The organism is Bradyrhizobium sp. SZCCHNS3002 (assembly GCF_032377435.1).
Lineage (GTDB): Bacteria > Pseudomonadota > Alphaproteobacteria > Rhizobiales > Xanthobacteraceae > Bradyrhizobium.
Map to the genome: position 1 here is coordinate 314,836 of NZ_JAUHHY010000006.1, position 23,181 is coordinate 338,016.

Sequence of the window (23,181 nt, forward strand, 5' to 3'; positions counted from 1 at the left end):
AGGAGGGAAGCGATGTCGCTCGACAAACCCTATACCGACGTTCCCGGCACGACCATCTTCGACGCGGACATGTCGCGGATGGGTTATCACCTCAACCAGTTCTGCATGTCCTTGATGAAGGCGGAGAACCGCGCCCGCTTCAAGGCCAACGAGCGCGCCTATCTCGACGAATGGCCGATGAGCGAGGAGCAGAAGCAGGCCGTGCTCGACCGCGACCTCAACCGCTGCATTGCGCTTGGTGGCAACATCTACTTCCTGGCCAAGATCGGCGCGACCGACGGCAAGAGCTTTCAGCAGATGGCCGGCAGCATGACCGGCATGACCGAAGAACAGTATCGCGAGATGATGATCAAGGGCGGCCGCTCGGTTGAGGGCAACCGCTACACCGGGGAGAAGAAGTAAATGGCAAAAATCTCCGCAAGCGTTTTCACCTCGCACGTGCCGGCGATCGGCGCAGCTCTCGACCTCGGCAAGACCGGCGAGGACTATTGGAAGCCGGTGTTCGCTGGCTACGACTTCGCCAAGCAGTGGGAGAAGGAGCAGAAGCCTGATGTCGTGTTCCTGGTCTTCAACGACCACGCGACCGCCTTCAGCCTGGACATGATTCCCACGTTCGCGATCGGCACTGCGGCCGAGTATCAGCCGGCCGACGAGGGCTGGGGCCCGCGCCCGGTGCCCAAGGTGATCGGGCATCCGAAGCTCGCCGCGCATATCGCGCAGTCGGTGATCCAGGACGATTTCGACCTCACCATCGTCAACAAGATGGACGTCGACCACGGCCTGACCGTGCCGCTTAGCCTCGTGTTCGGCCAGGTCGATGCCTGGCCGTGTCCGGTGATCCCGTTCGCCGTCAACGTCGTGCAATATCCGGTGCCGTCGGGCCGCCGCTGCTTCATGTTGGGCAAGGCGATCCGCAAGGCGATCGAGAGCTATGACGAGCCGCTCAACGTGCAGATCTGGGGCACCGGCGGCATGAGCCATCAGCTGCAGGGCCCGCGCGCCGGCCTGATCAACCGGGAATGGGACAACATGTTCCTGGACAAGCTGATCAACGATCCCGAAGGCCTGTCCAAGGTGCCGCACATCGACTACGTCCGCGAGGCCGGCAGCGAGGGCATCGAGCTCGTGATGTGGCTGATCGCGCGCGGCGCCATGAGCGACGTCAACGAGACCAAGAAGGGCAACGCGCCGACCGTGCGCCACCGCTTCTATCATGTGCCGGCCAGCAACACCGCGGTCGGCCATCTCATCCTGGAGAACAACTAAATGGCCAAGACGATCAAGGTCGCGCTCGCCGGCGCCGGCGCCTTCGGCATCAAGCATCTCGACGGCATCAAGAACATAGATGGCGTCGAGGTGGTGTCGCTGGTCGGCCGCCGCTTCGACCAGACCAAGGAAGTCGCCGACAAATACGGCATCAAGCACGTCGCGACTGAGCTCGCCGACAGCCTCAAGCTGCCGGAGGTCGACGCCGTCATTCTCTGCACGCCGACACAGATGCATGCGGCGCAGGCGATCGACTGCCTCAAGGCCGGCAAGCACGTGCAGGTCGAGATTCCGCTCGCCGACTCCTTGAAGGACGCCCAGCAGGTGGTCGAGCTGCAGAAGGAGACCAAGCTGGTCGCGATGTGCGGTCACACCCGCCGCTTCAATCCGAGCCACCAGTTCGTGCACAAGAAGATCAAGGCCGGCGAATTTCACATCCAGCAGATGGATGTGCAGACCTACTTCTTCCGCCGCACCAATATGAATGCGCTGGGCCAGCCGCGCAGCTGGACGGACCATCTGCTGTGGCACCACGCCGCGCACACCGTCGACCTGTTCGCCTACCAGGCGGGCTCGCCGATCGTGAAGGCCAATGCGATCCAGGGACCGATCCATCCGACCTTGGGCATCGCGATGGACATGTCGATCCAGCTCAAGGCCGCCAATGGCGCGATCTGCACCTTGTCGCTGTCGTTCAACAATGACGGCCCGCTCGGTACCTTCTTCCGCTACATCGGCGACACCGGCACCTACATCGCGCGCTACGACGATCTGGTGAACGGCAAGGAGGAGAAGATCGACGTCTCCAAGGTCGATGTCTCCATGAACGGCATCGAGCTGCAGGACCGTGAGTTCTTCGCCGCGATCCGCGAGGGCCGCGAGCCCAACGCGTCCGTTGCCCAGGTGCTGCCCTGCTACCAGGTGCTGCACGACCTCGACGCGCAGCTCGCGAAGGGCTGAGCCGATTCCCTCCTCGCGTCTCGGCGCGCGGGGAGGGGACCCTCGGCGGCGCCTGGAAGATCCGCCGACGAGCGTTGCACTCGTATGGCGGCTTCGCTTACCATCGGCTTCAGCAAGATGAGGCCGCCCTTGACCGTGCAATCGCCGCAACCGTTCCAGACCGAAAGCTTTACCGACGCGGCCGCCGCGGTGGCCCGGCTCGAGGAGATCTACGAGCGCAACACGGCGTTCCTGCGCGGCCATTTCGAGGCCTATGCCAACGGCCTCGTGCCGGCGACACGGATCCGCGCCACCTATCCCTTCGTGCGGCTGACGACCGCAAGTCATGCCCGGCTCGACTCGCGTCTGGCCTATGGCTTCGTCGCAGGGCCCGGCGTGCACGAGACCAGCGTGACGCGGCCAGACCTGTTCCGTTCGTATCTCACCGAGCAGATCCGTCTGCTGGTGGAGAACCACGGCATGCCGGTCGAGATCGGCGAGTCGGCCGAGCCGATCCCGGTGCATTTCGCCTATCGCCGCGACATCAACATCGAGACGGCGCTTCCGCACCACGAGAGCCCGTTGGTGACGCGCTCGCTGCGCGACGTGTTCGACGCTCCGGATCTCGCGACCATGGACGATGCGATCGCCGACGGCACGCTCGAGCTGAAGCCCGGCATGCCGGAGCCGCTGTCGCTGTTCCGCGCCGCGCGCGTCGACTACTCGCTGCGTCGGCTCTATCACTACACCGGGACCGACCCGGACCATTTCCAGAATTTCGTGATCTTCACGAACTATCAGTTCTATGTCGACGCCTTCGCCGATTGGGGCCGCCAGCAGCTGGCGGCCGCGCAGGGGGCAGCCGAGGCCTTCGTCGAGCCGGGCAATGTGATCACGCGAACCGCGCGGCTCGGCGGCGGCACCACGGGCTCCGCGCCGGCGCGCACGCCACAGATGCCGGCGCTTCATCTGGTCGAGCCAGGCCATCAGGGGATCACACTGATCAACATCGGCACCGGCCCGTCGAATGCGCGCAACGTCACTGACCACATTGCGGTGCTGCGGCCGCATGCCTGGCTGATGGTCGGCCACTGCGCGGGACTGCGCAACACTCAGCGGCTCGGCGACTACGTCCTCGCGCACGGCTACGTCCGCGAGGACCACGTGCTCGACCAGGAGCTGCCGCCCTGGGTGCCGATCCCCGCGCTGGCCGAGGTGCAGGTCGCGCTCGAAGAGGCCGTGGAGACGGTGACCGGCTATTCCGGCTTTGAGCTGAAGCGGGTGATGCGGACCGGCACGGTGGCCAGCGTCGATAACCGCAATTGGGAGATCTCCGGCCCTGGGGTGATCCGCCGCTTGTCGCAGTCGCGCGCCGTCGCGCTCGACATGGAGTCCGCCGCCATCGCCGCCAACGGCTATCGCTTCCGTGTGCCCTACGGCACCTTGCTCTGCGTCTCCGACAAGCCGCTGCATGGCGAGATCAAGCTCGCCGGCATGGCCGGCGACTTCTACCGGCAGCGCGTCGGCCAGCATCTCCAGATCGGGCTGAAGGCGCTGGAGCTCCTGAAGCACCAGGAGTCGGAGCGGCTGCATTCGCGCAAGCTGCGCAGCTTCGCCGAAGTCGCCTTTCAATAGCGGTCTGCGACCGCCGCCGATCAGCGGCCGCGGCGCTCGTCGAAGGCCTGACGCGCCTGCTCGACCTCGGGCATCTTGGCGATGGTCCAGGCGTAGAGCGCGCGGAATGGCGGCTGCAGGGTCCGGCCGAGCGGCGTGATCTCGTACTGGACGGCAACGGGCGAGTCCGCGATTACCTCCCGCGCGACGAGGCCGTTGCGCTCGAGCCGGCGCAGGCATTGCGTCAGCGCCTTCTGGGTGACGCCCTCGAGCTGCTTCTTGACCGCGTTGAAGCGCAACGGCCCGCCGTCCAGCACGGCCAGCACCATCATCGACCATTTGTCGGCGATCTGGTCGATCAGCACCCGGCTCGGGCACTCCGACGAGAAGTGCTGCGGCTTGCAGCGGAGCGGGGCGGTCTCTGATGTCGACGCGACGGTCACGACGCGGTTTCCTCTGATATACCTGAGCGACTTCGGGTGCCTGATTGACTTCAGGTTTACGAAGTATACTGGAGCGGTTCCGAACGCAATGGAGCCCTCTGAATGTCCGACCTCGATACCAGCGTGCTGTTTCGTCCGTTTCGCCTGAAGTCGCTGGAGCTGAAGAACCGCATCGTCATGGCGCCGATGACCCGCAACGCGGCGCCGAATGGCGTTCCCGGCGAGGCCAATGCCGCTTATTACCGTCGCCGCGCCGAAGGCGGCGTGGGGCTGATCCTGACCGAGGGCACTGTCGTCAACCGTCCGGCCTCGCGCAACGAGCCCAATATTCCCTTCTTCCACGGTGACGCAGCCCTGGCCGGCTGGCGGAGCGTGGCGAGCGCCGTACACGCGGCCGGCGGCCGCATCGCGCCACAGATCTGGCACACCGGCTCGACCAAGGGCATGAGCCGCTGGGAGCCTGATGCGCCGGTCGAGAGCCCGTCCGGGCTGGTTGCGCCTGGCAAGCCGCGCGGCAACGCGATGACCGAGAACGACATCGCCGACACCGTCGCCGCATTCGCGCAGGCCGCGGCCGACGCCAAGCGCACGGGCTTCGACACCCTCGAGATCCACGGCGCCCACGGCTATCTGATCGACGAGTTCTTCTGGTCCGGCACCAACAAGCGCGAGGATCGCTATGGCGGCGCCAGCATCAAGGAGCGCTCGCGCTTCGCCGGCGAAATCGTCGCCGCGATCCGCAAGGCGGTGGGGCCGGATTTTCCGATCATCCTGCGCGTCAGCCAGTGGAAGCAGCAGGACTATGCGGCGCGCCTCGCCGAGACGCCGGCGCTGATGGCCGACTGGCTGCAGCCGCTGGTCGCGGCCGGCGTCGACATCCTGCACTGCTCGCAGCGCCGTTTCTGGGAGCCGGAATTCCCGGACGTCGACGGCGAGAAGGGCCTGAACTTCGCCGGCTGGGCCAAGAAGATCACGGGCGCCGCGACCATCAGCGTCGGCTCGGTCGGCCTGTCCGACGAGTTCTTCTCGGCGTTCGCCGGCAAGCCGTCGACGACAGCCGATCTCGATGCGCTGCTGGAGCGCATGGCCAAGGAGGAGTTCGACCTGATCGCAGTCGGCCGCGCGCTGATCAGCGATGCCGAATGGGTCGCCAAGATCAAGTCCGGCGACAAGGCCGGCCTGAAGGGCTTCAGCGCGGCGGATCTCGGCGCGCTGGTTTGAGCTCTGGTAAACCGGTTGGCGCCTCCCTCGCCCCGCGCAAGCGGGGCGAGGGAGCGTACCGTCCGCGAGGTGCGTGCTCGAGCCCGCCATCCCGTCCTTGCGACCGACTAATGAGCCGTCAGCTCCAGGTACATCGGGCTGCGGAAGGTCGATGACGGCATCCAGGGCAGTTGCTCCTGGGTGCGGCGATAGTCCGGCACGACCTTGTGCAGCTCGTCGAACGCGATCCTGATCGCCATGCGCGCGATCGCCGATCCCAGGCAGGCATGCACGCCGCCGCCGAAGCCGAGGTGGCCGCGCGGCTTGCGCGTGATGTCGTAGACGTCGGGATTGGGAAACTGCCGCTCGTCGCGATTGGCGGAGCCGTAGGCGAGGCAGACGAAATCGCCCTCGCGCATGGTCTGGCCGTGCAGGGTGAGATCCTTCTGCAGGCAGCGGCGGAAACGCTGCGCCGAGGTGTTGAAGCGCAGCGACTCCTCGACGGCGTCCGCCAGCAGATCGGGATTGGCGACGACCGCACGGCGGGCGTCGTCGTGATCGGCGAGATTGTAGGCCAGCATCGTCATGAAGCCGCCGAGAGACTCGATGCCGGCCATGATCAGCGTGGTCGTCGTCAGCAGCACCTCGCGCTCGTCGAGCTTGTCGCCGTCGATCTCGGCCATGCTGAAATGCGAGATCAGATCGTTCTGCGGCCGCGCCCGGCGCTCCGCGATGATGCCGGCCGCATAGTCCTGCATCCAGTTGTAGGCTGCGATGTGCTGCGGTCCCTTGGCGCGGCTCACCGGATCGCTCTGCACCATGAGCACCGCCTTGTCGCGCACCGTCTGCTCGTCGCCGAGCGGCAGGCCGAGTGCGGCGAACAGCACGCGCACCGTGAACTTCGACGAGAAGGCGTCGATGAAGTCGAACCGGTCCTGGCCGCGCAGCGCCTCGGCGCTGTCGCGCGCGATGTCGCGGATCGGGCCTGACAGGCTCTCCAGATTGCGCTTCATGAAGGCATGCTGGACGAGGCCACGCAGCCGGTCATGGCGCGGCGGATCGGTGGTGCCGAGCGTCGCGCCGGCGCGGTTCGGCAGCTCGGTCATCAGGTTGCCCTTAGCCGACGAATAGGTCTGCCAGTTCGTGCCCGCCGCTGCCACGTCGGCATAGCGCGACAGGATCCACATCTGGGCTTGCTGGCTCCAGAAGCAGGGGTGCTCGTCGCGCAGCGTCTTGTAGAACGGGAACGGGTCGGCATCGACCGCCGGCGAATACGGGTCGAACGTGAACATGTCGGGCCTCCTCTCCATTGAGTGTGGTCGTTGTTGTTCTTTTCACCGATCTAGCCGAGCCGTGGCCGCGGCGTGAGACACGAAAGCCGGTCAAGACTTGTACTTTTCCGACATTCGGGGTTAGCTCTCGCTCATGCCCCGCTTTCGCACCAAGCCGTCGATCCCGGCCTTCGCGCTGTACGGCGAAGCCTCCGCCGCGCAGCCGGACATGCTGCATGTCGAGCCGATCCAGGTGCGCAGCAAGCTGTATCGCTGGGAAATCGAGGCGCATACGCACCAGGGCCTGCATCAGATCCTCTGGGTCGCCTCCGGCCCGGCCGAGATCGCCTTGGACGAAAGCCGCGAGCGCTGCACCGGCCCGGTCGCGGTGATCATTCCGCCCGGCGTGGTCCATGCCTTCCGCTTCTCGCGCGAGACCGACGGCTACGTGCTCACCTTCAATCCGCGGGCGGTGGTGGAGGGCGACGTGCCGGCGACCGGCGAGGCGCTGCGCGACCTGTTTGCAGCGCCACAAATCCTGCATCTGGAGCCGCAAGCCGTTGCGACGGGCCGGATCGGCACGCTGTTCGTCGACCTCGCCGACGAGTTCGCCGCGGCCGATTCCGCGGCCTCCCCGGTGCCGCACTGGCTCGGGCGCTCGATCGTGTGGCGGCTGGCGCAGCAGAGCGCGCGGCAGTCGCAAGGCGCGCGGCGCGGCAGTGGGCACGCTGATCTGTTCACCCGCTTCATCGTGCTGGTCGAGGCGCATCACCGCGATCACTGGTCGGTGGCGCGCTACGCCGACGAGCTCGGCATGACGCCGGAGCGGCTCAATCGGTTGACGCGGGCCGAGACCGGCCAGTCCGCGCTCGATATCGTGCATGCGCGTCTGGCCCGTGAGGCCTGTCGTCGGCTGACCTATATTGCAGCGCCGGTGTCGAAGCTGGCGTTCGAGCTCGGCTTCAAGGACCCGGCCTATTTCTGCCGCTTCTTCAAGCGCCACACCGGGGCGAGCCCGCGCGACTATCGGCGCGCAATGGGTGTCGGAGACGGCGCGGCGCCGCCGGCCGGCTGACCGGCGCCGCCCGATACCGCCGCCGCATTCGTTTTGCGTCGCGGCATGGTGTTGGAAAAGTACAAGAGAATGCCGCGTCCATCCAAGTGATCCCTGCGCATTCCTTGGTAAAATCCGCGACTGCAAAGCATACCCAATAAGCCTGCGTCTGCGAATCCGGGAGAACACGCCCATGAAAGTCCAAGTCTGCATCATCGGCGGAGGCCCGTCGGGGCTGATGCTGTCGCAGCTCCTGCATCTGCAGGGCATCGATACGATCATCCTGGAGAAATCCAGCCGCGACTACGTGCTGTCGCGCATCCGTGCCGGCGTGCTCGAGCACGGCTTTGCCGAGCTGATGCGCGAGGCGCAGTGCGGCGAGCGCATGGATCGCGAGGGCGAAATCCATCACGGCTTCTACATCGCCCATGACGGCAAGCTCGACCGCGTCGACCTGCACAAATATTCCGGCGGCAACTCGGTGATGGTCTACGGCCAGACCGAGCTGACGCGCGATCTCTACGAGGCCCGCGACAAGCTCGGCGGCAAGGTCGTGCACAACGCGGCCGACGTCACGCCGCACGACATCGCCTCCGACAAGCCCTACGTCACCTATCGCAGCGGCGAGGAGGTGATCCGCGTCGACTGCGACTACATCATCGGCGCCGACGGCTTTCACGGCGTCAGCCGCAAGTCGATCCCGCACGACAAGCTGACGGAATACGAGCGGGTGTACCCGTTCGGCTGGCTCGGCGTGCTGTCGCGCACCAAGCCGGTGTCGCCGGAGCTGATCTATGCCAAGCACGAGCGTGGCTTCGCGCTGTGCTCGCTGCGCTCCCAGGTGCTGAGCCGCTATTACGTCCAGGTGCCGCTCACCGACAAGGTCGAGGACTGGAGCGACGATGCGTTCTGGGAGGAGCTGAAGCGCCGCCTGCCCAATGAGATCGCGGCCAAGCTGATCACTGGCCCGTCGATCGAGAAGAGCATCGCGCCGCTGCGCAGCTTCGTCGCCGAGCCAATGCGCTACGGCCGGCTGTTCCTGGCCGGCGACGCCGCCCACATCGTGCCGCCGACCGGCGCGCGCGGGCTGAACTCGGCGGCGTCCGACATCTACTATCTCTATCATGCGCTGCTCGATCACTACAAAAAAGGCGACGACGCCGGCATCGACGGCTACTCCCAGCGCGCGCTGGCGCGGATCTGGAAGGCGCAGCGCTTCTCGTGGTGGATGACGACGCTGCTGCATCGCTTCCCCGACCGGCTGTCCTACGACGACAGACTGCAGGACACCGAGCTCGCCTATCTGTTCTCGTCCGAGGCCGCGCAGCGGTCGCTGGCGGAGAACTATGTCGGGCTGCCGTTCTAAGGTCTTGCACAGTCCGTAGGGTGGGCAAAGGCGCGCCAACGATGCGAGTTGGCTGCCTCACTGCATCGCGCGCGCCGTGCCCACCATTCTCTCCGTGCATGCGGATGCACGGTGGGCACGCGACCGCCCTGCGGGCGTCCGCTTTGCCAACCCTACAAGGCCGCGCATCGACCATCCCCGCTTCAACAAACACCGCTGTCGTCCCGGCCTTGAGCCGGGACCCATACCCCCAGGGAGCGCTTTGGGGCACGCTGGCAATTGGCTTTTGTGCCCATCACGACCGCCGCGGCGTATGGGTCCCGGATCGGCGCTGCAGCGCGCTTCGCGCGTTGCAGCTTGTCCGGGACGACGGCGGAGGGTGGGGCGGATTTACGGTTCAAACAGCGAAGTCATCATCAAACAGCGAAGTCATAAAGAGAGACATGGCATCACGTTCTCGCGGCATCTGATGCCCGAGGTCTGCCATCAACTCGTCCCTCGCAAGCATGAGAGGGCGCAGGGAATGCCGGGTGAAGGCCTCACCCATGGCCCGCCTGCGAAAAAAATGCAGGCGGCAGGTACCACAGGTGCAGCCGAGCATCCGGCATTCCCTGCGCGGTGTCTTCACGCTTATACGCAGTCGCCCTGGTGCGCCGGGCTTGTTGGCCACCATCCCCAACGCAATGCGTTAGCATTGCGCCAGGTTGACACCAGCTTCGGGGTGTCAGGCCGCTGCGACTTCACGTCCGCAAGCGATCGTTCGTCCGCACCCTCGTGAAAGAGAATGCTGCGATCTCTCGCGGCCACCGCATCCCCGCCTCGCGTGTCGTGACGATCGCGCGCAACGCCCCTCTCGTTGAGGCGGGATGGCGGGAGATAATCACGAATTCGGATAAATGGCAAGATGATTATTTTTATCGGAAGATGGCGCCGGCTGGCCGGCCGATGGCAGGCAGGCCGGCCCTCGGGCGGTTCCCCCGCCGGACGTCGTGCTTCCTGTTAGGAATTTGCTCATTCTCCTCCTAAATCCGGCGTTAAGTCCCTCCGCGAGAAGCTGTCGGCGAGGAGTTGCCGATGTCAGCCGACCACCACGACGATGCCCGCCGCCTGGAAGCCCTTGCCGAACTCGACATCCTTGATACACCCAGCGAGCTCGCCTTCGACCGTCTCACCGGCCTGTGCCGGAAGGTCTTTGGCGTCCCGATGTCGACACTCACCCTCATCGACGGCCATCGCCAATGGTTCAAGGCGGCCACAGGGATGGCCGACCGTGAGGGCGAGCGGCGGCCCGCGCTGTGCAACTATGCCATTCAGGAAAGCGAGCCGCTGATCATCCCCGACACGCATCAGGATGCGCGGCTGGTGGACAACGTCCTCGTCCATGGCAAGCCGTTCATTCGGTTCTACGCTGGTGCGCAGCTTCGCATCTCCGGCGTGAACGTCGGCACGCTATGCGCGATGGACACGGCGCCGCGCGAGTTCAGTGCGCACGATGTCGACATGCTGAAGGATCTCGCCGCGATCGCCGTCGACGAGCTGATGCTGCGCAAGCTGAGCATGCGCGACGCTCTCACCGGCGCGCTGTCGCGCCGCGCCTTTCACAACGAAGGCGAGCGGTTGCGGGCGCTGGCCGAGCGTCACGGCCACAAGCTGACATATGCGATGGTCGACATCGATCACTTCAAGTCGGTGAACGACACTTACGGCCACGCCGTCGGCGATCTCGTCCTGTCCAGGCTGGTCGAGACCTGGCGGTCGGTGCTGCGGAGCTCCGACGTCATCGGCCGTCTCGGGGGCGAGGAGTTCGGCATCCTGCTGCCGCATACGGGCCTGCACGACGGGCTGGCGGTGCTGGAGAAGATGCGGTCGGCGGCTGCCGGCCTGTCGATCGACACGCCATGCGGACCGATCAGGGTCACCGCCAGCTTCGGCGCCGCGGATCTGACTTCCCGTCTGGGCTTCGATGCCATGCAGGAGCGGGCGGACATGGCGATGTACTCCGCCAAGAACAACGGCCGCAATCAGGTCATCGCCTGGGTGGAGGCGTCACCGTCGATCGCGCCTGCGCTGCGCCGCGTGTTCAAGGCGGGGCAGATCGCGTTCAACGCCGGACGTTCGACGTTCGACTGCACGGTCCGTGCACTGTCCGAACACGCGGCTGCACTGGACGTGATCTCGACGGCGGAGTTGCCGGAGCACTTCAAGCTCGCGATCGCCAGCGACGGCTTCTCACGCGCCTGTCGCATGACGGCGCGGTCCGACAAGCGGATCGAGGTCGCTTTCGTCTAGCTCCCTCGGGGCTTCCAGGCGCGGCCGGGCGCGCCGCCCCTCAAAAATGAGTTGCGCACCTCAAAAACCGCGTTATGGTCCTCAACCCAAAGGGGAGGACCATGAACGCGCCGCTGACATTGCGGGACATTGCGCGACAGGCGGGCGTGAGCCTCGCCACCGTCGACCGCGTGCTGCACAACCGGCCGGGCGTGCGCCCGGACACGGTGCGACGCGTCAAGGACGCCATGGCGCGTAGCGCGTTCCAGCCGCATGCGGCGGCCTCCGAGCTCGCCCGTGCCCGCGCGCGGCGCTTTGCCTTCGTGATGCCGTCCGGCATCAATCCCTTCATGCAGCAGATTCAGGCGCATCTCGGCGATCTGGCGAGCTGGATGGCCGCGCGCCGGCTCACGGTCGATGTCGTCACGACCGACGTGTTCGATGCCGCCGTGCTGGCCGCGAAGCTCGAGCAGCTCGTCGGTCAGGTCGACGGCGTCGCGGTGGTGGCGCTCGATCATCCGGGCGTGCGCGCGGCGATCAACGATCTGGTCGAGTCCGGCGCCAAGGTGGTGACGCTGGTGTCGGACGTGCCATCGTCGCGGCGGCAGCATTATGTCGGCATCGACAACATCGCCGCTGGCCGCACCGCGGGGGCGCTGGTCGGACGCTTCGCCGGCGGCAAGGCGGGGCGGATCGCGATCATGGCGGGCTCGCAAGGCCTGCGCGATCATGCCGAGCGCATCTTCGGCTTCGGCCAGGTTCTCGCGGCGGAGTTTCGGCAACTTGAGGTTTTGCCGGTTGCTGAGGGGCATGACGTGGACGATCGCTCAGAGCACCTCATGCGCAAGCTGCTGACCGAGCACCGCGACATCGTCGGGCTCTACAATGTCGGCGCCGGCACGGCCGGCGTCGCCAAAGCGCTGACCGAGTCGGGGCGCGCCGACGACATCGTGTTCGTCGGCCACGACGTGACGGCACTGACGCGCAAGCTGCTGTTGAACGGCGTGATGGACGCGGCGATTTCGCAGAACCCGGGCCACGAGGCGCGCTCCGCGGTGCGCGTGCTGCTGGCGCTGGCGCGCGGCGAGCCGATCCTGAGCGAACAGGAGACGATCCGCATCGACATCGTGATGCGGGACAATCTGCCGTGAGCGGGCGGCCGCGGTGACGCGGTCGTTTGCGTACGGAACGAGAAAGACCGAGGTGCTGGTTTCGAGGCGACAGCAGATCGCCGAAGCGCCTGGCGGTCGGTGGGAGGAGTGGAGTCGTGTTTCTCGGACTGGATGTCGGCACATCCGGCGTGAAGGCCGTGCTGGAGGACGAGGCGGGCGCGCTGATCGCAAGCGCCGGGCGTCCGCTGGCGCTGTCGCATCCGCAGCCGCTGTGGTCCGAGCAGAACCCGGATCACTGGGTCGAGGCCGTCATCGGCGCGGTCGATGATCTCGCGCGGGCGCGTCCGCGCGAGACCGCTGCCGTCAGCGGCATCGGCCTGTCCGGCCAGATGCACGGCGCGACGTTGCTGAACCGCGACGGCCGGCCGCTGCGGCCGGCGATCCTGTGGAATGACGGCCGCTCGCAAGCCGAATGCGCCGAGCTCGAACGCCGCTGCCCCGAACTGCATGCGATCGCCGGCAACCTCGCGATGCCCGGCTTCACCGCGCCGAAGCTCGTCTGGGTGGCGAAGCACGAGCCGAGGATATTTGCCGAGGTCGCGAAAGTGCTGCTGCCGAAGGCCTATGTGCGCTATCGGCTGTCCGGCGAGATGGTCGAGGACATGTCGGATGCGGCCGGCACCCTGTGGCTCGACGTCGGCGCGCGGCGCTGGTCGGAGAAACTGCTGGCGGCGACCGGGCTCGGTCTCGATCACATGCCGCGCCTGGTCGAGGGCAATGAGCGCAGCGCCGTGTTGTCGCCCGAGCTGGCGCGGCGCTGGGGCATGGGCGCTGACGTCGTGATCGCGGGCGGCGCCGGCGACAACGCGGCGAGCGCGATCGGGCTCGGCGCCATCACGCCCGGCGATGCATTCCTGTCGCTCGGCACATCGGGCGTGCTGTTCCGGGTGACCGACCGCTTCGCGCCGGTGCCGCAAGCGGCCGTGCATGCGTTCTGCCATGCGCTCGGCGGTCTCTGGCATCAGATGGGCGTGATGCTGTCGGCCGCGGCCTCGCTGGCGTGGCTGGCGCGCATTCTCGAGACGCCGGAAGCCGCGCTGCTGGCGCCGCTCGGTATCAGCGTCGAACGTCCGAGCCCGGTGCAGTTCCTGCCTTATCTCGACGGCGAGCGCACGCCGCACAACGATGCCCATGCCGCCGGCGCCCTGGTCGGGCTGCGCAGCGCCGCCGGCCGCGCTGATCTCGTGCAGGCGGTGCTGGAGGGCGTGGCGTTCGCCTCACGCGACATGTTCGCCGCGCTCGCGCGCAGCGCGCAGCCGATCACAGAGCTCGATCTCGTCGGCGGCGGCTCGCGCTCTTTGTTGTGGGCGCAGATCATGGCCGACGTGCTCGGCGTCACCGTGCATCGCGTCGAGGAGGGCGAGGTCGGCGCCGCCATCGGTGCGTCCAGGCTCGGCCGTCTGGCCGCGACCGGCGAAGCCCCGGCCGATGTCTGCCGCAAGCCACAGCGGCTGCAGAGTTTCGAACCCCGCGCGCCGCAGCGCGCCGCCTACGACGACGCCTACGCGCAATGGCGCAAGCTCTATCCCGCTCTCAAGGAGTGCATCTCGTGAACGTCCAGGCTCCCTTCTTCCAGACCGGCGCGACCGTCAGCTATGTCGGGCCCGAGTCACGCAGCCCGCTGTCGTTCCGCTGGTACGACAAGGACCGTGTCATCCGGGGCAAGCGGATGGAGGATCATCTGCGCTTCGCGGTCTGCTACTGGCATTCGTTCTGCTGGCCGGGCAGCGATCCGTTCGGCGGCGAGACCTTCCTGCGGCCGTGGCAGCATGGCGACGATGCGCTGGCGATGGCGCGCGCCAAGGCCGATGTCGCGTTCGACTTGTTCCGGCTGCTCGACGTGCCGTTCTTCACCTTCCACGACGTCGACGCGGCGCCGGAAGGCGCGACGCTGAAGGAGTCGGTCGCCAATCTCAATGCGATCGGCGACCTGTTCGAGCAGAAGATGGCGTCTGCCAAGGTACGGCTGCTATGGGGCACGGCCAATCTGTTCTCGCACCGCCGCTACATGGCGGGCGCCGCGACCAATCCGGATCCCGATGTCTTCGCCTATGCCGCCGGGCAGGTGCGCGCCGCGCTCGAGCTGACGCACCGCCTCGGCGGCGCCAACTACGTGCTGTGGGGCGGCCGCGAGGGCTACGAGACCCTGCTCAACACCGACATGAAGCGCGAGCTCGACCAGCTAGGCCGCTTCGTCTCGCTCGTGGTCGAGCACAAGCACAAGATCGGCTTCAAGGGACCGCTGCTGATCGAGCCGAAGCCGAAGGAGCCGACCAAGCACCAGTATGATTTCGATGTCGCCACCTGCTACGGCTTCCTGCAGCGCTATGACCTGCTCGACGACGTCAAGCTCAACATCGAGCAGAACCACGCCATCCTCGCCGGCCATTCGTTCCAGCACGAGATCGCACTGGCGCAGGCGCTCGGCGTGTTCGGCTCGCTCGACATCAACCGCGGCGACGATCTCTTGGGCTGGGACACCGACCAGTTCGCGATGAACGTGCCGGAGCTGGCGCTGGTGTTCCACGACATGCTCAAGGCCGGCGGCTTCACCACCGGCGGGCTGAACTTCGATGCCAAGATCCGGCGGCAGTCGATCGATCCGGATGATCTGCTGCACGCCCATGTCGGCTCGATGGACGCCTGCGCGCGGGCGCTGATCGCGGCCGACGAGATGCTGACCGACAGTGCGCTGACGGCGCCGCTCGCAGCCCGCTACGCCGGCTGGGACGGCGAGGAGGGGCAGGCGATCCTCGCCGGCCGCCGCTCGCTTGCCGAACTCGCCGACCGCGCCGCCGACACCGGCCTCGATCCGCAGCCGCGCTCCGGCCGGCAGGAATATCTCGAAAGCGTGGTGAACCGCTATGTCTGACGACAGCAGCCTGCGCATGTCCACGAACGAGGTTGGGCGCGCCGCGATGAGCACCGCCGCGCAGCCGGTGCTGGAGCTGAAGGGCCTCGGCAAGCAGTTCGGCGCGATCCGCGCGCTGCAGGGCGTGGATCTGACAATCGGCGCCGGCGAGGTTGTCGGCCTGATGGGCGACAACGGTGCCGGCAAGTCGACCCTGGTGCGTATCATCGCCGGCAACTTTCCGCCGAGCCAGGGCGCCATCCATTTCGGCGGCCGCGAGGTGCATTTCCATCGCCCGATGGATTCGCGCAGCGTCGGCATCGAGGTCGTGTACCAGGATCTCGCGCTCGCCAACAATCTCACCGCCGCCGCCAACGTGTTTCTCGGCCGCGAGCTGAAACGCAGTTTCGGTCCCCTCGTGCTGCTCGACCACAAGGGCATGGAGGCGCGCGCGCTGGAGCTGTTCCGCGAGCTGCGCTCCGAGACGCGGCCGCACGATCTCGTCAAGGACATGTCGGGCGGCCAGCGCCAGGCGGTGGCGATCGCGCGCACGCGGCTGTCGAACGCCAAGCTGGTGATGATGGACGAGCCGACCGCGGCGATCTCGGTGCGCCAGGTCGAGCAGGTGCTGAGCCTGATCCATCGGCTGAAGGAGCAGGGCATCGCGGTGATCCTGATCTCGCACCGCATGCCCGACATCTTCGCGGTATGCGATCGCGTCGTGGTGATGCGCCGCGGCGAGAAGAAGGCCGACAAGCCGGTCGGCGAGACCAGCCCCGAGGAAGTGACCGCGCTGATCACCGGCGCCAAGGAGGCGGCGTGATGTCCGTTCCATCCGAGACCAGCTCCGCCGGCACCGACGTCACCTTCACCAATGTCGGCGCCATCAGATGGTGGCATCGCGGCGTGTTCGCCTCGCAGACGGCCTACGTCACGCTGGCGCTCATCGCCCTCATCATCGTGATGAGCTTCGCCAGTCCCTATTTCCTCACCGAAGGCAATCTGCAGAACGTCGCCAAGAACTTCTCCTTCATCGCCATCGCGACGCTCGGCATCACCTTCGTGATCATCACCGGCGGCATCGACCTGTCGGTCGGCTCGATGATGTGCTTCGCGGCGATGATCACCTCGATGGTGATGACGACGCTGTCGACGCCGGGCATGCCGTTGTCCTCGCTGTTCGTGCATCTCGCCGCGGACGGCAAGACCGTCGTCGCCAACGTGCCCGGCCTGATCCTGATCGTCTCGGTGCTGGCCGGCCTTGCGGTCTCGCTGGTCGTCGGCCTCATCAACGGCGTCTGCATCGCCTTGCTCGGGCTGTCGCCGTTCGTGACCACGCTCGGCATGCTGTCGATCGTGCGCGGCCTGAGCTACGTGATCTCGAACGGCAAGGGCAGCTTCCCCGGCGGGCCGGACGCCGATTATTTCTACGCGCTGACGCAGGGTGACGTGTACGGCGTGCCGGCGCCCTTCATCTATCTGATGGCGCTGGCGCTGGTGATGGCGCTGGTGCTGCACCACACCGCGTTCGGCCGCCACGTGTTCGCGATCGGCGGCAACGAGAAGGCCGCGGAGCTCACCGGCGTCTCCGTGCCCCGCGTGAAGATCGAGGTCTATGTGATCGGCGCGCTGGCAGCCGGGCTGCAGGGCATCATCATCTCCGGCTGGCTCGGCTCGGCGCCTGCCAACATGGCAACGTCCTACGAGCTCAACGTGATCGCGGCGGCCGTGATCGGCGGCGCCAACCTCGCCGGCGGCCTCGGCGGCCCGCTCGGCGCCATCGTCGGCTGCGTGCTGCTCGAGGTGATCCGGAACGGCCTGGTGCTGGCGCAGGTCAACTCCTACTGGCAGCAGACCCTGGTCGGCGTGATCATCATCGCCGCCGTGCTGGTCGACCGCATCCGCGCCCGCCTGCTGTGACGAATACTGGCCGGGATGACAATCACGTCTATCCTCACCCGGAACAGACAATCATCAGGGATAGACATGGAGGAGGGAACCCATGAAGAAGCTGCTCTTTGCGGTCGCGTCGCTCGCGATCATGCTGGCCCCGGCGCAGGCCGAGACCAAATATCGTTTCGCCATCGTGCCGAAGGCGATGAACAACCCGTTCTTCGACGTCGCGCGCGACGGCTGTTTGAAGCGCGCCAAGGAGCTCGGCAATGTCGAGTGCATCTACAAGGGCCCGGTCGAGCACGAGCCGGCCACGCAGGCGCAGATCATCCAGGACTTCATCACCCAGAAGGTCGACGGCCTCGCCATCTCGGTCGCCGACGTTCCATCGATGACGAAATCGATCGAGGCGGCAACCGCCGCCGGCATTCCCGTCATCACTTTCGACGCCGATGCGCCGGGCTCCAAGCGCCTCGCCTATATCGGCACCAACAACAAGGACTTCGGTCTCGCGCTCGGCAAGCAGCTGCGGGAGCTCCGGCCTGACGGCGGCAAGTACGCCATCGTCTCCGGCGGTCCCGGCGCCAAGAACCTCGCCGAGCGTGTCGACGGCGTGCGCGAGGCGCTGAAGGGCTCGAAGTGGACGGAAGTGGCCGGTTCGCCGACCTTCTGCAACGACGATCCCGCGCTCGCCGTGCAGCAGATGGCCGACCTGCGCACCGCGACGCCGGACCTCGGCGCGATCGTGCCGATCGGCGGCTGGCCGATGTTCGCACCCGAGGGCTACAAGGCCTTCGTCAACAAGAACAAGAAGGACATCGACGCCGGCAAGCTGACGCTGGTCGTGGCCGACACGCTGAAGATGCAGCTCGAGCTGCTGCGCGACGGCTACTCCAACGCGCTGACCGGCCAGCGTCCGTTCGAGATGGGCGAGAAGGCGATGGACACGCTGCTCGCGATCAAGAAGGGCGAGAAGGTGCCGGAGGTGATCTACACCGGCCTCGACCTCGTCACCAAGGACAACGTCGCCAAGCTTCTGAACTGAGTTCCTCCCGGGGAAAACCTGGCGGTCCGGCATCCGGCCTCGGCCGGCGGCTGGGCCGCCCTTTTTGTTTGCAGTCGGCGTGATTGTCTCCGCGTTGACATCGCGAGATGTCTGACTTAAGTCAGGTATCATGCTGGACCCAATCTCCCGCGTCCGCCGCTTCAACCGCGCCGTCACCTCGGAGGTCGGCGCGCTCGACACCTCGTTCCTCGGACGCGGTCGGCCGCTCGGCGCGGCCCGCGTGCTCAACGCGATCGGCCATGGCCGTAGCGACGTCGCCGAGCTGCGCGACTATCTCGCGCTCGATTCCGGGCTGATGAGCCGGCTGCTGCGCGGCCTGGAGGAGGAGGGGCTGGTAACGACCCGGCCGCATCCCGACGACGCGCGCCGCCGCGTCGCCAGGCTCACGGCCGCCGGCCGGCGCGAATTCGACGCCTATGAGACGCTCTCCAATGCCCAGGCGGAATCGATGCTGGCGCGCCATGGCCAGCCCCAGGCGTTGCTTGCCGCGATGGACATGGTTGCGGCCGCGCTCGGGCGCAGCCGCATCACCATCGAGGAGACCGATCCCAGGAGCGAGCAGGCGCGCTACTGCCTCGGCGAATACTACGCCGAGCTGTCACGCCGTTTCGAGCGCGGCTTCGATGTTTCGCTGTCGCGCGATCCCGACGCCTTGGACATGATGGCGCCGCGCGGCGCCTTCTTCGTCGCGTTGTCGGACGGCCTGCCGCTCGGCTGCGTCGGGCTGAAGGGCAGCGGCGGCGATGCCGCCGAGATCAAGCGGCTCTGGGTCGCGCCCGCCGCGCGCGGCCTCGGCCTCAGCCGCCGCCTGATGGATGCGGCCGAAGCGGCTGCCCGCAAGCTCTCGATCAGCCTCCTTCGCCTCGACACCAACAGCGCGCTCGCCGAGGCCATGCAGCTCTATCGCCGCACCGGCTGGACCGAGATCGACCGCTTCAACGACGACCCCTATCCGGACTTGTTCTTCGAGAAGCGGATTTCAGATTGATCTCGCGGCGCCTGCGCCTTGCGGTTCTCCAGGCCGAGCCACGGACCCGATCGCCCTGTTCGGCGTTAAGCGATGGGCAACCGGTGGGGTGGTGGAATGCGGGTCTTGGGGGCGTGCGACGGAAGGGCGCGTCCCAAGTCCGATTCGTTGCCCGATCCTGCCCCAATTGCGGCGAGCGGAAAGCCGATGACATCAGGACGCGCCTTCGCCTCACTTCACCCCAAGACATGATCGAGCGTATAGATCGTCCTGCGCCGATCGCGCCGGCGGAACAGCAATGACGATTCGGGAAACAGCATGGCGACACGATCCACGGCGGCTCAGAACCTTGCAGCGATGCGGCGTCGGGGAGCGCTCCTGACGACTCTCGCGGCTGCCACCGTGCTGGCGCTGGCCGGATCCGAGGCCGGTGCACGGCAGGCGCGTCCGGCGCCGGTGACCGAGGCGACGGCGCCGCGCGCGCATGGCGATCCGATCATGGCGATCGTGTCGATCAAGGCGCAGAAGGTGACGTTCTACGACGCCGATGGCTGGATCTGGCGCGCGCCGGTCTCGACCGGCGTCTCCGGCCGCGAGACGCCGGCCGGCGTGTTCGCCATCATCGAGAAGGACAAGGACCACCACTCGACGCTCTACGACGATGCCTGGATGCCGAACATGCAGCGCATCACCTGGAATGGTGTGGCGCTGCACGGCGGGCCGCTGCCTGGCTATGCCGCCTCGCATGGCTGCGTCCGCATGCCCTATGGCTTTGCCGAGAAGCTGTTCGACCGGACCTGGATCGGCATGCGGGTGATCATCGCGCCGGGTGACCCGGCGCCGGTCGAGTTCTCCCATCCCGCCTTGTTCGTACCAAATGCGCAGGCGCTCGCCGCGGTGCCGTCGCGGGCCGCGACGCTTGGCCACGAAGCCGAGGACGCCGCCAAGAGCGCCGACGAGGCCAAGGCGGCGGCCGCCGCGGCCGAGCGCGAGGCCAAGGCGCTGAAGACGTCCTTGCGCAAGCTGGAGCAGGCCAAGGCACGCGCCGAGGCCGAGCTCAAATTCGCCGACAGGAAGCTGGCTGCCGCCAAGACCGATCAGGCCAGGACGCTGGCCGAGGATGCGAAGCAGAAGGCCGCCGCCAAGGCGACCGACGCGGCAGCGCAGCTCGAGGCCGCGAAGTCGGACGCGACCGTGAAGCTCGCAGCGGCGACCTCGACCAAGGACGCCGCCAAGGCGGCGGCGGCCAGGAAGACCGAGACGAGCAAGGCCGCGACCGACGCCAGGCTCGCGACCGAGCCGGTCTCGGTCTATATCAGCCGGTCGACGCAGATGCTCTATGTCAGGCGTAACACGCACAAGCCGGCCCCCGATGGCGGCGGCGAGGTGTTCGACACCTCGATCGAGGCCCCGGTGACCATCCGTGATCCCGACCGGCCGATCGGAACGCATGTGTTCACCGCGGTGGCGCAGGACGGCGCGGGGCTGCGCTGGACGGCGGTGACCATCGACGACGGCGACACCGCCAAGGACGCGCTCGACCGCATCACCATTCCGAAGGACGTGCTCGACCGCATCGCGCCGACGGCGGTGCCGCGCTCCTCGATCATCGTCTCGGACGAGCCGCTGTCGAGCGAGACCAACTACCGGACCGAGTTCGTGGCGGTGCTGAGCAACCAGCCGCAGGGCGGCTTCATCACGCGGCGGCCGACGACCAATGCCGATGTCGTCGCCAGCGGCGACGAATATGACGACGGCTTCGGCAGCTTCTTCCAGCGCAGCTGGGATGGCCAGCCCGTCGCGGCTCCGCGTCGTCGCGGGCCGCCTCCGACCTACTACCGGCCGGTGCAGCCGGGCTGGTGGTGACCAGCCGGGCTGATGCCTGACCGCGATTCGCGGGTCAGGCCGGGTGGCACTTCAAATCAGTTGCGGCCTGCGGGGAGGACGCCGGGCCACTGCATCAGGAAGGGCTGCGGCTCGTGCTGCGCCTCGGCCGCGCGCGCTACGCGCCTGACACGGTGAGGCCTGCGGGAGATCGAGCTGGTCGCTTCGCGCGCGGTCTCGATGCGCGCCAACTGCTGACGCATCTCGCCGGTGGAGGTCCGGAGCTGCTCGATGGACATGTCGCTGTTCGCGGCGGCGGTGCGCAGCCCGCTCAGCTCGGTCGCCGCATCTTCCTGGGCGCCGCGGAGGCGGACCGCCTGGCGCTTCAGCAGCGCGAGATCGGACTCGATCTTGTCGGCCGTATCGCGGCGGCGCGCCTCGGTCTCGTCGGCGGCGGTGCGCAGAGTGGCCAGGCCGGTCTCGGTCGTGGTGAGGCTGGCGCGCAATTGCATGAGCTCGCCGGAGGTGTCGCTCTGGCGGTCGCGCAACTGGGCGGTCTCGGCCTTGAGCTGGGCCAGCTCCGATGTCAGCGTGGCGACGCGGGTCTCGAGCGAAGGCGCTCCGTTACCGAAGGAGAAGCTGTTGGCGCCGCCGCTGCTCCACCACATCGCGCCGGCGCTGGCAACGAGCGCCAGGCTCAGGACAATTCGTAGAGAGGCCGTGCCGCTGCTCGGCGGGGCGTCCGGCGTCTTGGTGGATCTGCGCATCGACGGGGTCTCCGGGATTTGATGGAGACAATTATGATCATATTAAGGTTGCCAATGTTCTAAGCGCGCCGCGCCGGTGGAACATTTCATCCACGTAGTTTTGCGGAATGCGGTCCCGGCGCCGAGCTGCAAGGCCGTGCGGTGCGCGCTGCTGCACGTCGGTCTCGCGGCGCGCGTCGTGAACGTGGTCGGCGGTGCAGAACGGTGCAGAGGCGGGAGCAGCGGTGGTCCGGGGCGGATCGTTCGCACACAAAGCAGATGTGCCGGAAAAAGACTTCGTGCCTCCGTGCGATCATGCTCTAAATCGCGCATGTCCCACATTCCGCCCACCGCCGCACCGCCGGCATTCGACGCGCTCGCCGGGGCCATCAGGAATCGCCGCTCGGTCTATGGCCATATCAGCGGGCTCAGGATGGACCGGTTCGCGCCCGGCGAGGCCTGGTCGACCCTGCCTTATCGTCCCGTGTTCGTCGGCGACAGCGAGACCGGCGTCATCCATGGCGGTGTCGTCACCGCCATGCTCGACGAGAGCTGCGGCATGGCGGTACAGCTCGCGCTCGACGGCAGCCGGGCGATCGCCACGCTCGACCTGCGCATCGACTATCAGAAGCCGGCGACCCCCGGGCTCGACATCAAGGCGCATGCCGTGTGCTTCCGCGTCACGCGCTCGATCGCCTTCGTGCGCGCCACCGCCTATCAGGAGGAAGAAAGCGAACCGGTCGCGACCGCGACGGCCTGTTTCATGATCGGCGCCAACCGCACCAACATGCTGACCGATCGCCCGGCGTTCAACGGCGCGCCGCCACCGCTCGAGGCGCCTGAGGATCCGACGGGGCCGTTCGCCACCAGTCCGTTCGCGCGCTGTCTCGGCATTCGTCTCGCCGAGAACGAGACGCTGATGATGCCGTTCTCGCAGCAGATCATCGGCAATCCCGTGCTGCCGGCGATCCACGGCGGCATGACCGGCGCATTCCTCGAAACCGCGGCGATCATCACCGTGATGCGCGAGCTCGGCGCGTCGGCGCCGCCGAAGCCGATCGGCCTCACCATCAACTATCTCCGTTCGGGGCGCGCGCTCGACAGCATCGCGTCGGCGTCGATCGTCAAGCAGGGCCGCCGCGTCGTCGCCTTCGAGGCCCGCGCCTGGCAGGACGATGATACGAAGCCGATTGCCACCGCATTCGGGCATTTCATGCTGCGGCAGGCGCCGGGGCAGGAGCAGGACTGAGGCTTGGGTTTGC

The 23,181-nt window shown here is 67.0% G+C and carries 20 protein-coding genes; 17 read left to right on the top strand and 3 right to left on the bottom strand.

The window, feature by feature from the left end; all coding sequences use genetic code 11:
- Positions 1–12: 12 nt before the first annotated feature.
- The 4 genes from ligA to QW845_RS15560 all read left to right on the top strand — a co-directional run bounded on the left by ligA (position 13) and on the right by QW845_RS15560 (position 3,840).
- On the top strand, positions 13–402 hold the full coding sequence (gene ligA, locus QW845_RS15545) for a protocatechuate 4,5-dioxygenase subunit alpha (RefSeq protein ID WP_006609598.1): 390 nt from the start codon (positions 13–15) through the stop codon (positions 400–402).
- A complete protein-coding gene (locus tag QW845_RS15550) occupies positions 403–1,266 on the top strand; it encodes a class III extradiol dioxygenase subunit beta (protein WP_315802433.1) in 864 nt (287 codons plus the stop codon). It abuts the gene before it with no gap.
- A complete protein-coding gene (locus QW845_RS15555) occupies positions 1,267–2,226 on the top strand; it encodes a Gfo/Idh/MocA family oxidoreductase (RefSeq protein WP_315802434.1) in 960 nt (319 codons plus the stop codon).
- Between the two features lie 117 nt (positions 2,227–2,343).
- A complete protein-coding gene (locus QW845_RS15560) occupies positions 2,344–3,840 on the top strand; it encodes an AMP nucleosidase (protein ID WP_315802547.1) in 1,497 nt (498 codons plus the stop codon).
- A gap of 20 nt (positions 3,841–3,860) precedes the next feature.
- Here QW845_RS15560 and QW845_RS15565 read toward each other — a convergent pair whose 3' ends face one another.
- Positions 3,861–4,184 carry a winged helix-turn-helix transcriptional regulator gene (locus tag QW845_RS15565; protein ID WP_409997925.1) on the bottom strand — a complete coding sequence of 108 codons (324 nt, stop codon included), beginning with the start codon at positions 4,182–4,184 and terminating at the stop codon, positions 3,861–3,863.
- A 180-nt stretch (positions 4,185–4,364) separates the two neighbouring features.
- Here QW845_RS15565 and QW845_RS15570 point away from each other — a divergent pair, with 180 nt between their 5' ends.
- Positions 4,365–5,483 (top strand): NADH:flavin oxidoreductase, encoded by a 1,119-nt coding sequence (locus QW845_RS15570; protein ID WP_315802436.1) that lies wholly within the window; start codon positions 4,365–4,367, stop codon positions 5,481–5,483.
- Positions 5,484–5,590: 107 nt separating this feature from the next.
- Here the strand turns inward: QW845_RS15570 and QW845_RS15575 are convergent, their stop codons facing one another.
- Positions 5,591–6,754: a cytochrome P450 gene (locus QW845_RS15575; RefSeq protein WP_315802437.1), complete on the bottom strand. Its 1,164-nt coding sequence runs from the start codon at positions 6,752–6,754 to the stop codon at positions 5,591–5,593.
- Positions 6,755–6,887: 133 nt separating this feature from the next.
- On the opposite strand from QW845_RS15575, the gene QW845_RS15580 reads away from it, so the two are divergent.
- The 11 genes from QW845_RS15580 to QW845_RS15630 all read left to right on the top strand — a co-directional run bounded on the left by QW845_RS15580 (position 6,888) and on the right by QW845_RS15630 (position 21,215).
- Positions 6,888–7,808, top strand: coding sequence for a helix-turn-helix domain-containing protein (locus tag QW845_RS15580; protein ID WP_315802438.1), 921 nt, complete (start codon positions 6,888–6,890; stop codon positions 7,806–7,808).
- 172 nt (positions 7,809–7,980) lie between these two features.
- Complete coding sequence (gene pobA / locus QW845_RS15585) at positions 7,981–9,153, top strand: 4-hydroxybenzoate 3-monooxygenase (protein WP_315802439.1); 1,173 nt, start codon at positions 7,981–7,983, stop codon at positions 9,151–9,153.
- A 1,053-nt stretch (positions 9,154–10,206) separates the two neighbouring features.
- A complete protein-coding gene (locus tag QW845_RS15590; protein WP_315802440.1) occupies positions 10,207–11,421 on the top strand; it encodes a sensor domain-containing diguanylate cyclase in 1,215 nt (404 codons plus the stop codon).
- A gap of 101 nt (positions 11,422–11,522) precedes the next feature.
- Positions 11,523–12,551, top strand: a complete 1,029-nt coding sequence (locus QW845_RS15595; RefSeq protein ID WP_315802441.1) for a LacI family DNA-binding transcriptional regulator — start codon at positions 11,523–11,525, stop codon at positions 12,549–12,551.
- 116 nt (positions 12,552–12,667) lie between these two features.
- Positions 12,668–14,125: a xylulokinase gene (gene xylB / locus QW845_RS15600; protein WP_315802442.1), complete on the top strand. Its 1,458-nt coding sequence runs from the start codon at positions 12,668–12,670 to the stop codon at positions 14,123–14,125.
- Positions 14,122–15,444: a xylose isomerase gene (xylA, locus tag QW845_RS15605; RefSeq protein WP_315802443.1), complete on the top strand. Its 1,323-nt coding sequence runs from the start codon at positions 14,122–14,124 to the stop codon at positions 15,442–15,444. Before xylB ends, xylA begins: the two co-directional genes overlap by 4 nt.
- 16 nt (positions 15,445–15,460) lie before the next feature.
- On the top strand, positions 15,461–16,246 hold the full coding sequence (locus tag QW845_RS15610; RefSeq protein ID WP_315802444.1) for an ATP-binding cassette domain-containing protein: 786 nt from the start codon (positions 15,461–15,463) through the stop codon (positions 16,244–16,246).
- Positions 16,246–17,343, top strand: a complete 1,098-nt coding sequence (locus QW845_RS15615; RefSeq protein ID WP_315802445.1) for an ABC transporter permease — start codon at positions 16,246–16,248, stop codon at positions 17,341–17,343. The genes QW845_RS15610 and QW845_RS15615 overlap by 1 nt, the downstream gene beginning before the upstream one ends.
- 82 nt (positions 17,344–17,425) lie before the next feature.
- A complete protein-coding gene (locus tag QW845_RS15620; RefSeq protein WP_315802446.1) occupies positions 17,426–18,361 on the top strand; it encodes a sugar-binding protein in 936 nt (311 codons plus the stop codon).
- A 130-nt stretch (positions 18,362–18,491) separates the two neighbouring features.
- Positions 18,492–19,370 carry a bifunctional helix-turn-helix transcriptional regulator/GNAT family N-acetyltransferase gene (locus QW845_RS15625; protein ID WP_315802447.1) on the top strand — a complete coding sequence of 293 codons (879 nt, stop codon included), beginning with the start codon at positions 18,492–18,494 and terminating at the stop codon, positions 19,368–19,370.
- Positions 19,371–19,667: 297 nt separating this feature from the next.
- Entirely contained in the window at positions 19,668–21,215 is a 1,548-nt protein-coding gene (locus QW845_RS15630; protein ID WP_315802448.1) for a L,D-transpeptidase, read from the top strand.
- 56 nt (positions 21,216–21,271) lie between these two features.
- Here the strand turns inward: QW845_RS15630 and QW845_RS15635 are convergent, their stop codons facing one another.
- Positions 21,272–21,940, bottom strand: coding sequence for a hypothetical protein (locus QW845_RS15635; protein ID WP_315802449.1), 669 nt, complete (start codon positions 21,938–21,940; stop codon positions 21,272–21,274).
- A gap of 310 nt (positions 21,941–22,250) precedes the next feature.
- Between QW845_RS15635 and QW845_RS15640 the strand changes: the two genes are divergently transcribed.
- Positions 22,251–23,168: a PaaI family thioesterase gene (locus tag QW845_RS15640; RefSeq protein WP_315802450.1), complete on the top strand. Its 918-nt coding sequence runs from the start codon at positions 22,251–22,253 to the stop codon at positions 23,166–23,168.
- Positions 23,169–23,181 lie beyond the last annotated feature (13 nt).